The organism is Sphingomonas fuzhouensis (genome assembly GCF_034659795.1).
Classification (GTDB): domain Bacteria; phylum Pseudomonadota; class Alphaproteobacteria; order Sphingomonadales; family Sphingomonadaceae; genus Sphingomonas; species Sphingomonas fuzhouensis.
The window spans coordinates 288135-302144 of sequence record NZ_JAXSQY010000005.1; the positions used below are offsets into that span (position 1 = coordinate 288135).

The following is a 14010-nucleotide window of genomic DNA, read 5'->3' on the forward strand; positions in this document are numbered from 1 at the left end:
GATACGATGCCGAAAGCCACCCCGACCCCCGGTTCCTCGCTGCTCTCGCCGACGGACCACAGCCTGATCCTGATCGATTTCCAGTCGCAGATGGCGTTCGCGACCAAGTCGATCGCACCCGAATTGCTGCGCAACAATGCCGCGCTGGTCAGCCGCGCCGCCAAGTCGTTCGGCGTGCCGACGATCCTGACCACGGTCGCCGAAAAGAGCTTTTCCGGCCCGATGTTCGACGAGATCGTCGAGGCGTTCGACGGCCAGCCGATGCTCGACCGCACCAGCATGAACACCTGGGAAGACGCCGCCGTGATCGATGAGGTGAACCGGATCGGCAAGGACCGGATCGTGTTCGCCGGGCTGTGGACCAGCGTGTGCATCGTCGGCCCCGTCGCCTCCGCGATCGACCAGGGTTTCGACGTCTATTTCATCGCCGATGCCTGCGGCGACATCTCCGAAGAAGCGCATGAGCGCGCGGTGCAGCGGATGATCCAGCTCGGCGCCAAGCCGATGACCGCGCTGCAATATCTGCTCGAGCTGCAGCGCGACTGGGCGCGCACCGACACCTACGAATCGACCACCGGCATCGCGAAGAAGTGGGGCGGGGCCTACGGCCTGGGCGTCACCTACGCCAAGTCGATGTTCGGCGCCTCCGAAGGCGGCCACGCCTGATCCCATCCCCCCATCAAGACACGAAAGGAACGACCCATGACCTATGTGACCACGAAGGACGGCGCCGAGATCTTCTACAAGGATTGGGGCCCCAAGGACGCGCAGCCGATCGTCTTCCACCATGGCTGGCCGCTGTCGTCGGACGACTGGGACACCCAGATGCTGTTCTTCCTGAACAAGGGCTACCGGGTCGTCGCGCACGACCGGCGCGGGCATGGCCGCTCAAGCCAGATCGGCACCGGCCATGACATGGACCATTATGCCAGCGATGCCGATGTGGTCGCCCGCCACCTCGACCTGACCAATGCGGTCCATATCGGCCATTCGACCGGCGGCGGGGAAGTCGCCCGCTATGTCGCGCAATATGGCATCCCGCAGGGCCGCGTCGCCAAGGCGGTGCTGGTCAGCGCGGTGCCGCCGATCATGGCCAAGACCGAGGCCTATCCGAACGGCCTTCCGATCAGCGTGTTCGACGGGTTCCGCGACGGCACCGCGGCCAACCGCGCGCAATTCTTTCAGGATGTCGCCGCCGGGCCGTTCTACGGCTTCAACCGCGAAGGCGTGACGGCGCAACCGGGCGTGATCGCCAATTGGTGGCGCCAGGGCATGATGGGCAGCGCGCAGGCGCATTATGCGGGCATCAAGGCCTTTTCGGAGACCGACCAGACCGATGATCTGAAGGCGATGACCGTCCCCACGCTCGTCCTGGCGGGCGATGACGATCAGGTCGTGCCCTATCACCAGGGCGCCGAGCTGCAGGGCCGGCTGCTGCCGAACCCGACGCTGAAAATCTATCCGGGTTTCAGCCACGGCATGCTGACCGTCAACGCAGACGTCATCAACCCCGATCTGCTCGCCTTCGTGCGCGGCTGATCGACCCGAGGAGGCGGTCCGATGAAACCCTATCTTCTCTCGCTGGGTGCCGGTCTGCTGGTCGGCATCGTCTACAGCCTCCTCGGCGTCAAATCGCCCGCGCCGCCGGTGATCGCGCTGGTCGGATTGTTAGGCATCCTGCTCGGCGAGCAGGCGGTGCCGGTGGCGCGGCACTGGATCGGCACCCCGGCCAGCACGGTCACGGCCCTGTCCTCGGCCTCGTCCCCGGACCGCAAGCCATGATGCCCACCCGCCGCCAGACGCTCGCAGGGCTCGCCGCCACCGCCGCGTCACCCCTGTTCCCCGCCCAAGGAAATGCCGCCATGACCGACCTGATCCTCGTCAACGCCAAGGTCACGACCCTCGACCGGGAAAATCCCGAGGCACAGGCGATCGCGATCCGCGACGGCACGTTCCTGTGCGTCGGCACCGAGCAGGAGGTCCGCGCCGCGGCACCCCGCGCGCAGGTGATCGATGCGGGCAGGCGCCGCATCATCCCCGGCCTGATCGACAGCCACATGCACATCATCCGGGGCGGCCTGAACTATAATATGGAGCTGCGCTGGGACGGCGTGCCCACTTTGGCCGATGCGATGGCGATGCTGAAGCGGCAGGTCGACAACACGCCCGCGCCGCAATGGGTGCGCGTCGTCGGCGGCTTTACCGAGCATCAGTTCGCCGAAAAGCGCCTGCCGACCATCGCCGAGCTGAACGCCGTCGCGCCCGACACGCCGGTCTTCATCCTGCACCTCTACGACCGCGCACTGCTCAACGCCGCCGCGTTGCGGGTCGTCGGTTATACCAAGGATACGCCCAACCCGCCGGGTGGCGAGATCGTGCGCGACGCGGCGGGCAACCCCACCGGCCTGCTGCTCGCCAAGCCCAATGCGACGATCCTCTATTCGACGCTCGCCAAGGGCCCCAAGCTGCCGCCCGAATATCAGCTCAATTCGACGCGCCATTTCATGCGGGAGATGAACGGGCTGGGCGTGACCGGCGTGATCGATGCGGGCGGCGGGTTCCAGAATTACCCGGATGATTACGAGATCATCGAGAAGCTGCACGCCGACGATCAGCTGACCGTCCGCATCAGCTATAACCTGTTCACCCAGAAGCCCAGGGAAGAGCTGGCCGATTTCTCCGGCTGGGTGAAGCAGGTGTCGCCCGGACAGGGCGACGACACCTATCGCCACAACGGTGCGGGCGAGATGCTGGTCTATTCGGCGGCGGACTTTGAGGATTTCCGTGTCGAGCGTCCCGACATGCCGCCGAGCATGGAGAGCGATCTCGAGCCGGTGATCCGCCTGCTCGCCGAGCATCGCTGGCCGTGGCGGCTTCATGCCACCTATGACCAGACGATCGGCCGCGCGCTCGACGTCTATGAGAAGGTCCACCGTGACATCCCATTGACCGGCATCAACTGGTTCTTCGACCATGCCGAAACGATCAGCGACCGGAATATCGACCGGATCGCGGCGCTGGGCGGCGGCATCGCGGTGCAGCACCGCATGGCCTATCAGGGCGAATATTTCGTCGAACGCTATGGCCAGAAGGCCGCCGAGCGGACGCCGCCGATCGGCAGGATGATTGCCGCCGGGATTCCGGTCGGCGCAGGGACCGATGCGACGCGCGTCGCCAGCTACAATCCCTGGGTGTCGCTCAATTGGCTGGTGACGGGGCGGACGGTCGGTGGCCTGTCGCTCTATCCCGGCGCCAATCGCGTCAGCCGCGAAAAGGCGCTGCGCATGTGGACGCACGAGAACACGTGGTTCTCCAACGAGGTGGGCAAGAAGGGGCAGATCAAGGTCGGCCAGCTCGCCGATCTGGCGGTCCTGTCGGACGATTATTTCACGGTGCCCGAAAGCGACATTCCGCATCTGCGCTCGGTCCTGACCATCCTGGGTGGCAAGGTCGTGTCGGGCGAAGGGGATTATGCCCCGCTCGCGCCCGCGCTGCCGCGCCCTATGCCCGACTGGTCCCCGGTCGCGACCTTTGGCGGCTATCACCGCTCGCCCGAAGCCAGCGCAAAGCTGGCGAGTGCCTGTGGCTGCGCAAGCGGCTGCGCAGTCCATGGCCATGACCATGCAGCCGCCCTCGGCGCCGATGTGCCCGCCGCCGATGTGCAGAGCTTCTGGGGCTCGTTCGGCTGCGGCTGCTGGGCTGTCTGATCCATCCTGACCAAAGGAGAATTGCGATGAAGAAGACCATGTTCCTGGCGGTGGTCGTCCTGCTCGGCACGGCGCCCGCCACCGCCCAGAGCACCCCCGATTTCGCGGTCGGCCCGCAATATGACACGACCCATGTCTATGTCCCGCAGGACCAGTATGACGCGTTCATGCGCAGCTTCGTCGCCACCTTCGGCGGCAGCCTGAGCAAGCAGGGCGAGTTCCAGGTCACGCCGACGCCCAGCAAGACCAAGTCGCAACTGGCGCTGACGCCAGCAGGCAGCGTCTCGGCCTTCGGTTTCCTGACGCCCATCCCCTATCCCTTCGGACAGGAGCGGACCGGCTATCTCGTCACCGACATGGACAAGGCGGTCGCGGCGGCGGTGAAGCACGGCGCGGTGCGGGTCATCACGACCTTTCCCGACCCGATCGGGCGCGACGTGGTGGTGCAATGGCCGGGCGGCATCAACATGCAGCTTTACTGGCACACCACCAAACCCAGCTATGCGCCGCTGGCCACCGTGCCGGAGAACCGCGTCTATCTGACCGCCGATGCGGCCGGTGCCTTCCTGAAAAGCTGGGGCGGCTATGCCCATGCGCGCGTGCTGTCGGATGATAAGGCGGCGGACGGTGCCGACATCGGCCAGCCGGGCAAGACCTATCGCCGGGTGCGCCTGACCTCGGGTTACGGCGACATGATGGTGATCGTGTCGGACGGCCAATTGCCTTGGCCCTATGGTCGCGAGGTGACCGGCTACAAGGTCACGAACCTGCAGGCGACGCTGGCCAAGGCGAGCGCCGCCGGGGTCGAGACCCTGGTGTCGCCGCATGTCGCGGGCGACCGTCAATCGGCGATGGTCCGCTTTCCCGGCGGCTATATCGCCGAAATCCATTCGCCCGTGATCTACTGACATGCGCGGCTCCGCCAATCCCGCCTGCGTCCAGGCGATCGTGCAGAACCGGGCGGCCTGGTTTGCCGCGCGGCTGGCCCTGTGCGGGGCCTATCTGTTGGGCGGCGTCGTCAAGCTGACCGACTGGCCGGGGGCGGTGGCGGAGCAGGCGCATTTCGGCATGTCGTCGCCCGCGATATGGGCCGCGCTCACCATCGCGGTCGAGCTGGTCGGGTCGCTGCTGATCCTGACCGGGCGGTTCGTCTGGCTGGGGGCGGGAATGCTGGGCGTATTCACCGCGCTCGCCGCGCTGACCGCCAATGCCTTCTGGACGATGCCGCCGGGGCCGGAGCGGTTCGCCGCGACCAATGGCTTTTTCGAGCATATCGGGCTGGTCGGGGGCTTCGTGCTGGTCGCGATGCTGGCCGGGCGGAACCGTGCTTGACCTGGCCCTCCTGCTGGCGGCTGCGGCGGTGCAGGTCGATCCCGGGGCCACAGGGCAGAGCGGCACCGAGGCGTGGCAGGCACCGACGCTGACCATCGTGCGCTATGACGAGCATTGGGACCGGCTCGCCGCCCCCGAGGCGCGCGACGATCACTGGACCGAGCCGTTCAAATATATCCCGATCGGTGACGACGGGGCCTATCTGACCACCGGGCTGGAGCTGCGGGCGCGGCGCGAGGCCTATCATGACAATCTGTTGGGCAATGCGGCTGCCCCCGATGACGCCTATGTCTGGCTGCGCGCGCTGCCCTATGCCGATCTCCATGTCGGCCGGGTGCGCGGCTTCGTCCAGCCGATCGCCGCCTATGCGATCGGGGTCGCGCCTTCCGCCGGGCCGATCGACCAGACCCGCCTCGACCTGTTGCAGGGTTTCGCCGACATACGCCTGGGCCCCGCCGAAACTGGCGCGAGCAATGCGCCAGGCGTGACCTTGCGCGCCGGGCGGCAGATGCTGTCCTTCGGCAGCGAGCGGCTGATCGGCACGCGCTATGGCCCCAATGTCCCGCTGGCGTTCGACGGAGGGCGTGCGATCCTGTCGCTGCCCGGCGCGCGGATCGACCTGTTGGCGGTGCGGCCGGTCCAGCCGGGACCGCACAGCTTCGACGACCGCCGCTCAACGACGAAATCGCTCTGGGGCGCCTATGCCACCATGCCGTGGGGGCAAAATGGGCTGGACCTCTATTATCTCGGCTATCGCAATCGCCTCGCCCGGTTCGGCGGAATGACGGGATCGGAGCGACGCCACAGCCTCGGGGTGCGTCACTATGGCGCGGCCGGGCCCTGGCATTGGAATATTGAGGGGGTGGTGCAGTTCGGGCGGTTCGCCGATCGATCCATTCGCGCCTGGACCGTCGCGACCGAGCTGGGCTACCGCTTCCCCACCGCGCCCCTGTCACCGGACCTCGTCCTGCGGTTCAACATGGTCAGTGGCGACGCCCATGCCGGAGACGGACAGCTAGGCACCTTCAACGCCCTGTTCCCCAAGGGCAAATATTTCGGCGAGCTGTCGCCCATCGGGCCGAGCAATATCGTCAATGTCAATCCGCGCGCCAGCTTCGTGCTGGGCCACGGCGTCTCGGCGAGTGTCGCCGCCATGGCCTATTGGCGGCAGTCGCTAGGTGACGGCGTCTATGACATTCCCGGCAACCTGATCCGCGCGCCCGGCACCGCGACCGCCCGTTTCATCGGCAAGCAGGCCGAGGTCGCGCTGGCCTGGCAGGTGACGCCCGAACTCGAACTTTCCACCTCGCTCTCGGCCTTCGTGCCGGGCGGCTTCCTTCGCCAGACCGGCCCTGCCCGCACCACGGGCCTGTGGGGGCTGGAGGCGAATTTCCGGTTCTAAGGAGCATGACCATGACCGACTCCCCCCGTTTCGACCCGCGCGTGCCCCTGTTGCTGATCCTGTCCGTGACGACCGGACTGGTCGATGCCGCCAGCGTGCTGGGCCTGGGCAAGGTGTTCACCGCCAACATGACCGGCAACATCGTCTTCCTGGGCTTCGCGGCGGCGGGGACGCCGGGCTTTGCGTGGCCGCTGTTCGTCGCCGCCTTGCTGAGCTTTCTGGTCGGCGCGCTGGTCGGCGGGCGGACGGGCCGCGCGCATGTCGGGCGGCCCGAACGGCGCTGGCTGCTGACGGCGGCGACGATCGAGACCGCCTTGCTGTGGATCGCCGCCGTGCTGGCGATCGGCATGGGGCGCAACAGCTCGGAGTCCGCGCCCGTCTTCGCGATCATCGCGCTGACCGGGCTCGCCATGGGCTTTCGCAATGCGACCATCCGCCAGATGAAGGTCGCGGACCTGACCACCACCGTGCTGACGCTGACCCTGACCGGCCTCGCCGCCGATTCCGCCGCAGCCGGGGGCGGCAATCCCAATGGCGCGCGCCGGATCGCGGCGGTGGTCGCGATCTTCGTCGGGGCGTGCGTCGGCGCCGCGCTGCTGCTGCATGTTGGTCTTGCCGCGCCGCTCGCCCTGGCCGGACTGCTGGTACTGGGCGGCACGCTGGCCTGCACCGCGCATCCGGCGGCGAACGGCGTGGTCAAGGCGTGAGGGGGGTGTCCTCGGTCGCCAGCGCCCGCGCGATGCGGCGATCGGGGACCAGCCACAAGGCGATGACCCCGATATAGAGAATGATCGCGGCGACCCGGCTGACAAAGGCGAGCGGCACCGCGACCATATAGATCAGGATGCTGCCCCACCCCTTCCAGTCGCGTCCGATCGCGTTCGCCACCCGCGACTGTGCGCCGTTGCACAGGATGATCGCTCGCTCGGTCAGCTTGTAGCCGACCGCAGCCATGCCCAGCACGACGCCATAGGCCGCGGTCGCCCCTACCGCGAAATGGCTTTCGTCATGCCAGCGAATGACGAAGGGCACGAGGCTCAGCCAGAAAAGCAGGAACAGGTTCGCCCACAGCACCCGCCCGTCGATCCGCTCGGTCGCATGGAGCAGATGATGGTGGTTGTTCCAGTAGAGCCCGACATTGATGAAGCTGAGCACATAGGCCAGCAGCACCGGCGCCTCCTGCGACAGCGCGGACAGCTCGCCGCCCGCAGGCACCTTCAATTCCAGCACCATGATCGTGATGATGATCGCGATCACCCCGTCGGTGAAGGCTTCCAGCCGCCCGGTGTTCATATCTCGCCCAGCCCCGGCATATCGCGATCCGCCGCGCCCGCCTCGACGAACTGCTGGAGCAGCCAGGATGCGGCGGGTCCGGGCGGCAGGTCGCGACGCCAGACACCGGCAAAGCGGTACATGCCGCCGGGATGGTCGGGCATGTGCAGCCGGACCAGGGCGCCCGTCGCCAGATCGGCCTCGATCAGCGACAGGGGCATGTTGCCCCAACCGATCCCCTCGCGCAGCAGCGAATGCTTGGCTCCCAGATCGGCAAGTCGCCAGGTGCGCGGGCTCATCACCGAATAGTCGCGCCCCTCGGTGAAGCGCGACCGATCGGTCAGGACCAGCTGGATATGGTCGCGCGCCGCGCCCGGCGGGATGCGCTCCAGCTGGGCGAGCGGATGATCGGGCGATGCGACCGGCACCATCGGCAGCGCGCCCGCGCCGATACACTCCACCCCCTCGATTCCGGCCGCGACGGGGCCGGAAATGCCGATCGCCGCCGTCTGGTCCAGCACCATCGCGGTCACGCTGCCCAGCGCCTCGACATGCAGGCGCAGCGACACGGTCGGGAATTCGATGCGGAACGCGCGCAGGATCGTCCCCAGGCGGGGCGCGGGCAGCATCACGTCCACCGCCAGATTGACCTCGGCCTCCAGCCCCTCCAGCAGGCCCTTCACCTTGGCGCGCAGACCGTCCACGCCCTCGCCGATCGCCCTCGCTTCGGCCAGCACGGCGCGGCCCTCGACCGTCAGGACCGGCTTCTTGGTCCCCTCGCGGTCGAACAGCCGCACGCCCAGCTGCGCCTCCAGATTGGCGACGCCGTAGCTGATGACCGACACCGCCCGGTTCAGCCGCCGCCCCGCCCCCGCAAAGCTGCCCGTATCGACCACCGCCAGGAATATCTTAATCTGGTCGAAAGTCGGAAAGCCGGGATTGGCCATTTCAATTCCATCGAACGTTAGCGCCTGATTTATCTCACTGAGCAGGCATGTCGGCAAGGCCTATATCCGGGACAACAGACGGGCCGATCCGCCCGGTTTCAAGGAGATAGAAGATGATCGAGGTTCGTCCCTTCGCTGGTCTCGGTGGTGCCGATCATGGCTGGCTGAACGCCAAGCACCATTTCAGCTTCGCCGACTATTACGATCCCGCCCGGATGAACTGGGGTGGCCTGCGGGTCTGGAACGACGACACCATCGCGCCGAAGAGCGGCTTTCCGCCGCATCCGCACCGCGACATGGAAATCATTACCTATGTCCGCGAAGGCGCGATCACCCATCAGGACAATCTGGGCAACAAAGGCCGCACCGAGGCGGGCGATGTCCAGGTGATGAGCGCAGGCACCGGCATCACCCATTCGGAATATAATCTGGAGGATGTGACGACCAAAATCTTCCAGATCTGGATCGTGCCGACCGCCAAGGGCGACAAGCCCAGCTGGGGTGCGCGCCCCTTCCCCAAGGGCGAACGGGCGGGGCAGTTCGTGACACTGGCCTCGGGCTTTGCCGAGGACGCGGACGCGCTGACGATCCGCACCGATGCCCGGATCGTGGCAGCGACGCTAAAGGCGGGTGAGACGGCGGAATATCCGCTAGGCGCGGACCGGCGTGGCTATCTCGTCCCAGCAACCGGCGCGGTCGAGATCGAAGGGCAGCGGGTCGGCACGCGCGACGGCGCCGCGATCGACCAGACCGGGACGCTGCGCGTCACCGCGATCGAGGATAGCGAAGTGATCCTGGTCGACGTTGCGTAAGGCAGATTGGCGAGGGTCCGGCTACGTCGACCGATCCTCGCCAAAAGTCGCGAATGCCCGATATGCAAATTTGAACAATCCGTACGAGATGACCAGCGACGGCATCCGCGCCATGGCCAGCACGCTCCTCAACAAGTCAGGGCTGTGGCATCCCGATGCCATCGAGCGTGGTGGCCGAAGGCGAGAAGGACAAGGTGCGCGCCGCCTATCATCGCGGCGCGCACTGGGCGGAACGGGTGCGCATGGCGCAGTGGTGGTCGGATTATATCGCCCTACGCCGGATCGGCGGTGCCGTCATCAAGGGCACGCTTCGCAAGCGCATGTAGGACTTTCGACGCCTGCCAGATGATGGTGCTGTTATTCGGCAAGATGGTCGGAAGTGGGATTGCGCATCCACTCATCCACGGCCGACGCACGCCAGCCTACGCAGCGGGTACTGAGCTGAACGTTCGTCGGAAAGGTGCCGTTCGCCATCTTGCGATAGAGGGTGGAATGGCGAAGTCCCGTCTGAGCGAGGACGGCCTTCAGACGGAGGAAGCGGTCAGGGTTAGCGGACATGGACGTCACCTTTCGGTTGTTGCGGTTGGGAAGCCGATAAGGTCCTGCTTTCGCTTGATGGGGAATAGAGCCTCCCTGAGGTCCCGGCGGTGCTCTGAAGGGACATTCGCAACCGTCTCTCGCGATGCTGCAGGAACGGCATCTACGCCGCTGGTGTAATGCCAAGACGCTCTGCCTGGACCCGTACTGTTTTGAGCCGCACAGGCGAAGAATGCGCGAGTGTCACACCATCCGGCGACGCATCGGTAGTTGCCACCAAGCTACGCGAGGGGGCAGGCCGGGCGGGCATACGTCGAAAACGCACGCGTTAGCGGAGAAGATGACATGCGCTCATCTAGCGGTGCCGATAAGAACGGCTACTACCCGCTTTGGGTGGCAGCATTGCCGACTCCCCGGCATAGCCCAAGGTTTGCAGCTCCGATCATGCCTCACAACGTATGAATCCGTAATATTCCCTACAGGGTATAAATCCGAAATATGCCTTGCATGGTATATGGCGGCCTTATCCCTGAATGGTATGCCGTCGTTGAAAGGCGTTTGGATGGCGCACATTGCACGCTCTCCCAAACAGCTTGGTGCGCTCATCCATAACCCGCAGATCCAGCTCAACTTCACCCAGCAAGCATTGGCCGCCTTGGTCGGCACAGGGCAGAAGACCATCTCCCGCATCGAAGGCGAGCAGACCGGTACGAAGCTGGACACCCTGTTTCGTGTCATGGCGGCGCCTGACCTCGACTGCAGATCGCGCCGTGCAGCAAGGGCGGAGCCGACCTGAGCGAAATCTTCTGATGATGGCACGCCGCAAGATCTACAATACGCCTGCCCATTCGATCATCGTGAACTCCGCGCCCGCGCGTCGCGCTCGCGCATGAAGGCCCGGTCGCTGTCAAGAAAGGCGGCAAGCATGGCAGGCACCAGGTCGGCGACCGGCTCCTCGACGCCATAGGTGGCGGTATAGATCGCCGCATAGGCCTGCAGCGCGGCCTGCAGGTCCGGCGTGATCGTGATCGTCAGCTTGACTGGCGTCCGGTCGGGCAGCTTGCCGAGCTTGAGATCGGCCATGTCAGTTCTCCCTGCCGCGCCATGGCGCGAGAATGAGATCACGGGTCACCAGCACGCGAACGGGGGCACCGGGTCGGATCGTGATCGTGGGCTGGATATCGAGGTTGCGTTGGGTGATCTGGTCGCCGGCCCGCGCGGCATTCGTCTGGGCAGACTGGCGGATCGCTTGTACGAGGTCGCCGTCGCCGCCGATCGACAGCTCGGACCCCACCCCGAGCAAGGTGGCGATCGTCACGCCCTTGAGCAGCGTCCAAGTGTGGAAGTCGACCTTGTCGACGAGCCCGGCATAGCCACTCGCGTCGGTCGCCGGCATGTTGTCGAGGCGGATGGAGCTACCGTCGGGCAGCACAAGGCGCTGCCATACGACGAGGGCGCGCCGCTGTCCGAACGCCACGACGCTATCGTACTTGCCGATCAGCCGGGATCGCTGTGGCACGAGGAGGATGTTCCCCGTCACGCTGCCGAACACATTCCGGGTCACCTGTGCCGTCACCATGCCGGGCAGGTCGGAATTGAGCCCGGTGATCAGGCTCGCCGGGATCACGCTGCCGGCAAGGAGGCTATTGGGCGACAAAGGCGCAGCCAGCCCGCTCGCATTAAGATCGCTACCCGCATCTCGGGCCGCGGCGAACTGTTCCTTGCGCGTCGCCATCGCCCTTGAGGGGCCGATTGCGCGTCGGTGCCATCGGTGTCCACCGGCGAAGCGGAGGCGACCGCCCCGCGCCCGGTCGTGGTCTGCGCCATCAGGCCCGATTCCCGTGCAGCCTTGAGGTCGGCGACCCGGTGTTGTCTTGCCGCTGTCTCGGCATCGACTGGCGGCCGTGCAGCAGTTACTTCGGCGCGTTGCTGGGCTCGAAGAATTGGACGGCCTAGATCCCCGGGAAACGGCGGACCAAGTTTGGGCGCATCGCCGTAACTTGCCGGCAATCCCGAGAGCACGTCAAATCCGGGCTTCGCCATCGGCTGCGACAATCACTCTCCTAGGCGACGTGTCGGAAGACCTGCGGCTTCAACGCCATCCAAGCGATACCCATGAGACTTGCCGAGCCGAATGCGGCGATGCCGATGATCGCACCCTTGCGGAAACGGATCGCGCGTACCGGACGGGAACGGATGTCCAATGTCTCCGGGTCGACCTTCGACGGCTGGGCGGGCGCCTCGGGTGCGGGCACGTCAAGCGGGGGTTCGGCGGGCGAAGGTGCGGTTGACGAAGGCTCGTTAACCTCGGTCATGCGCCCCTCCGCGTTACGGATGGCGCGATCCTGTCGATGCGGACGACCTGCTGCTTCTTCAAGCCAAGCGGGAGTTCGGCAGCATCGAAGATGCGGTCGACGACGTAGAAGCGATCACGCAGCCGGTAATTGACCAGCTCCGCCTGCCGAGACTGGCTTGACCAGCACATGCGTCTGCTTGCCGTCGCCCGAGCCGCTGCCACTACCTCCGGAAGTGGTGTCACCGATTACCCAACGGGCGGTATCGCCGCTCGCAACCGCGACGAGCGTTTCGCCTGGCTGGAGCCTGATGTCGGTCACCAGTCCCGGCGCTGTATAGACTTGATATATTGTGCCGTCGTTGAACGGATAGACCTGCGCCGCTGACGAACCCGGTCGCTGCCGGCTCGATCGTGGCGTTCCGCGTGGCGGACCGCACAGCCTTGAGCGGTGCCGCGGCGCGATCCTGCGCCCACGCGGGGCTGGCCAGGACCATAGTGGCGATGGCCGGCAAGATGACGGACTTCATGGGTTCTTCTCCTGTGAGTTGGACAGGCCCGCCGCGCCGGATCGGGTGCCGAGGAGAGGGTCGAGCGGCGATCCGAGCGGTACGGTCGCGGATGACTGGGCGGCGGGGCGTGTGGGTGGCGAAGATGGCGCGGTGTCCAGTTCGCGGCTCCAGTAGATTGCGTCGACATAGATGCCGAGCGGGTTCTTGCGCAGCACCTCGGCCGATGTCGGCGCGCGCGTGACGATGGTGAGGATTGCCGTCCAGCGCTGGACGCCGGCCTGGCTGCCGCGCTCGAACATGGTCTCGGTCCATTTGACCTGGAACGACGTGTCGGACGCGCGCACGACGCTGGTGACCTGCACCGACACCGTCCGGTCGCCGACCTGGGCAAAGGGCGCTGCCGACCGGGCATATTCCCCCAGGAACTGGGCACCGCGCTGGGTCGCGAAGTCATAGGCCTCGAGCCAGTCGCGGCGCATCAGCACCGGGTCGAGCGACACCGAACGAATGTTGGTGATGAACCGCGAGAGGTGCCACGCCACTTGCGGATCGGTCGGCCGGTATGCGCCGTCGGCCGGCTGTACTGCGCGTGCCTCGCCGAGCTTGGCCGCCTGCTTCAATCCCTTGTGCAACGACAGCATCAAGGCCTGCCGCTTCGATGCGTCGCGCTTCCGCGAGGCTCGTAGCAGTCGCCATCAACATGATGCCCCTGCTTCGTAATGCTGCAATCATTCCAGCGGGCGGAAGCCCGAAGTGGAAGCTGACGACAGAAGGCGCGGCGTCGAGCAGCATCGCCAGCATGTCGGGATCGTCTGCGAAGCTCCGGTAGATAGTCCGCAGCGTCGCTGGCGGTGTCGCGTCGAACTCCTCGAAAATGGGCGCGAGACGGCCAAGCCACGCGGCCTCGCGAGAGGGGTTCAACGTTGGCGGCGCATGGACAAACAGATTGACGTTGAAAGCGCGATCCGTGTGCCGACGCACTTCATCGATCATCGCGCGCGCCCCGGCGGCAGTGGTCGCACCCACCCCGATCGAGCCCAATCCTCCGGCCTCGGAAACTGCGCCCGCGAACTGCGGCGTCGACACGCCCGCCATCGGCGCCTGGATCAGGGGCAGCGCGAGATGCAACCGATCTATCGTGGACATGGCCGTTCCTCACTTTACCGATGGCACGGCTTCTAGCGATCACTTCCAAA

At 66.0% G+C, this 14010-nt stretch carries 19 protein-coding genes and 2 pseudogenes; 11 read left to right on the plus strand and 10 right to left on the minus strand.

Annotated elements, in window-relative coordinates; all coding sequences use genetic code 11:
- Positions 1–6 precede the first annotated feature (6 nt).
- The 8 genes from U1H82_RS12930 (at position 7) to U1H82_RS12965 (ending at position 7148) form a co-directional block, all read left to right on the plus strand.
- Positions 7–666, plus strand: a complete 660-nt coding sequence (locus U1H82_RS12930) for a hydrolase (protein WP_322965354.1) — start codon at positions 7–9, stop codon at positions 664–666.
- Positions 667–702: 36 nt separating this feature from the next.
- Positions 703–1539, plus strand: coding sequence for an alpha/beta fold hydrolase (locus U1H82_RS12935; RefSeq protein ID WP_322965355.1), 837 nt, complete (start codon positions 703–705; stop codon positions 1537–1539).
- Between the two features lie 21 nt (positions 1540–1560).
- The gene (locus U1H82_RS12940; protein WP_322965356.1) at positions 1561–1782 is read left to right on the plus strand and encodes a DUF1427 family protein; all 222 of its coding nucleotides are present in this window, start codon (positions 1561–1563) and stop codon (positions 1780–1782) included.
- A gap of 80 nt (positions 1783–1862) precedes the next feature.
- On the plus strand, positions 1863–3707 hold the full coding sequence (locus U1H82_RS12945) for an amidohydrolase (protein ID WP_322965403.1): 1845 nt from the start codon (positions 1863–1865) through the stop codon (positions 3705–3707).
- 26 nt (positions 3708–3733) lie between these two features.
- Entirely contained in the window at positions 3734–4615 is an 882-nt protein-coding gene (locus U1H82_RS12950) for a glyoxalase (RefSeq protein ID WP_322965357.1), read from the plus strand.
- A 1-nt stretch (position 4616) separates the two neighbouring features.
- Positions 4617–5039: a DoxX family protein gene (locus U1H82_RS12955; protein ID WP_322965358.1), complete on the plus strand. Its 423-nt coding sequence runs from the start codon at positions 4617–4619 to the stop codon at positions 5037–5039.
- Complete coding sequence (locus tag U1H82_RS12960) at positions 5032–6441, plus strand: alginate export family protein (protein WP_322965359.1); 1410 nt, start codon at positions 5032–5034, stop codon at positions 6439–6441. Before U1H82_RS12955 ends, U1H82_RS12960 begins: the two co-directional genes overlap by 8 nt.
- A gap of 11 nt (positions 6442–6452) precedes the next feature.
- The gene (locus U1H82_RS12965) at positions 6453–7148 is read left to right on the plus strand and encodes a YoaK family protein (RefSeq protein ID WP_322965360.1); all 696 of its coding nucleotides are present in this window, start codon (positions 6453–6455) and stop codon (positions 7146–7148) included.
- Here the strand turns inward: U1H82_RS12965 and U1H82_RS12970 are convergent.
- Both U1H82_RS12970 and U1H82_RS12975 read right to left on the minus strand, forming a co-directional pair.
- Positions 7138–7734, minus strand: coding sequence for a TMEM175 family protein (locus tag U1H82_RS12970; protein ID WP_322965361.1), 597 nt, complete (start codon positions 7732–7734; stop codon positions 7138–7140). The two genes, U1H82_RS12965 and U1H82_RS12970, sit on opposite strands and share 11 nt — an antisense overlap.
- Positions 7731–8660 carry a LysR family transcriptional regulator gene (locus U1H82_RS12975; protein ID WP_322965362.1) on the minus strand — a complete coding sequence of 310 codons (930 nt, stop codon included), beginning with the start codon at positions 8658–8660 and terminating at the stop codon, positions 7731–7733. Before U1H82_RS12975 ends, U1H82_RS12970 begins: the two co-directional genes overlap by 4 nt.
- Before the next feature lie 113 nt (positions 8661–8773).
- Here U1H82_RS12975 and U1H82_RS12980 point away from each other — a divergent pair, with 113 nt between their 5' ends.
- Together U1H82_RS12980 and U1H82_RS12985 are read left to right on the plus strand one after the other, a co-directional pair.
- Positions 8774–9472, plus strand: a complete 699-nt coding sequence (locus U1H82_RS12980) for a pirin family protein (protein ID WP_322965363.1) — start codon at positions 8774–8776, stop codon at positions 9470–9472.
- An 85-nt stretch (positions 9473–9557) separates the two neighbouring features.
- Positions 9558–9798: pseudogene (locus U1H82_RS12985) on the plus strand (integrase); the annotation flags it as partial.
- Positions 9799–9829: 31 nt separating this feature from the next.
- On the opposite strand, the gene U1H82_RS12990 reads toward U1H82_RS12985, so the two are convergent.
- The gene (locus U1H82_RS12990) at positions 9830–10030 is read right to left on the minus strand and encodes a helix-turn-helix transcriptional regulator (RefSeq protein WP_322965364.1); all 201 of its coding nucleotides are present in this window, start codon (positions 10028–10030) and stop codon (positions 9830–9832) included.
- Positions 10031–10571: 541 nt separating this feature from the next.
- Here U1H82_RS12990 and U1H82_RS12995 point away from each other — a divergent pair.
- On the plus strand, positions 10572–10805 hold the full coding sequence (locus tag U1H82_RS12995) for a helix-turn-helix domain-containing protein (RefSeq protein WP_322965365.1): 234 nt from the start codon (positions 10572–10574) through the stop codon (positions 10803–10805).
- 56 nt (positions 10806–10861) lie between these two features.
- Here U1H82_RS12995 and U1H82_RS13000 read toward each other — a convergent pair whose 3' ends face one another.
- From U1H82_RS13000 to U1H82_RS13030, 7 genes and pseudogenes are all read right to left on the minus strand, one after another.
- Positions 10862–11092, minus strand: a complete 231-nt coding sequence (locus U1H82_RS13000; protein WP_322965366.1) for a DUF2274 domain-containing protein — start codon at positions 11090–11092, stop codon at positions 10862–10864.
- Position 11093: 1 nt separating this feature from the next.
- Positions 11094–11744: a TraB/TrbI/VirB10 family type IV secretion system protein gene (locus U1H82_RS13005; protein WP_322965367.1), complete on the minus strand. Its 651-nt coding sequence runs from the start codon at positions 11742–11744 to the stop codon at positions 11094–11096.
- 328 nt (positions 11745–12072) lie between these two features.
- Positions 12073–12324 (minus strand): hypothetical protein, encoded by a 252-nt coding sequence (locus U1H82_RS13010; protein ID WP_322965368.1) that lies wholly within the window; start codon positions 12322–12324, stop codon positions 12073–12075.
- Entirely contained in the window at positions 12321–12494 is a 174-nt protein-coding gene (locus tag U1H82_RS13015) for a hypothetical protein (protein ID WP_322965369.1), read from the minus strand. Before U1H82_RS13015 ends, U1H82_RS13010 begins: the two co-directional genes overlap by 4 nt.
- Positions 12439–12768, minus strand: a complete 330-nt coding sequence (locus tag U1H82_RS13020) for a TrbG/VirB9 family P-type conjugative transfer protein (RefSeq protein WP_322965404.1) — start codon at positions 12766–12768, stop codon at positions 12439–12441. The genes U1H82_RS13015 and U1H82_RS13020 overlap by 56 nt, the downstream gene beginning before the upstream one ends.
- A gap of 60 nt (positions 12769–12828) precedes the next feature.
- Positions 12829–13455 carry a conjugal transfer protein TrbF gene (gene trbF, locus U1H82_RS13025; protein WP_322965370.1) on the minus strand — a complete coding sequence of 209 codons (627 nt, stop codon included), beginning with the start codon at positions 13453–13455 and terminating at the stop codon, positions 12829–12831.
- Positions 13421–13960, minus strand: a pseudogene (locus tag U1H82_RS13030) (NAD(P)H-dependent flavin oxidoreductase); the annotation flags it as partial. The pseudogene U1H82_RS13030 and the gene trbF, both read right to left, overlap by 35 nt.
- Positions 13961–14010 lie beyond the last annotated feature (50 nt).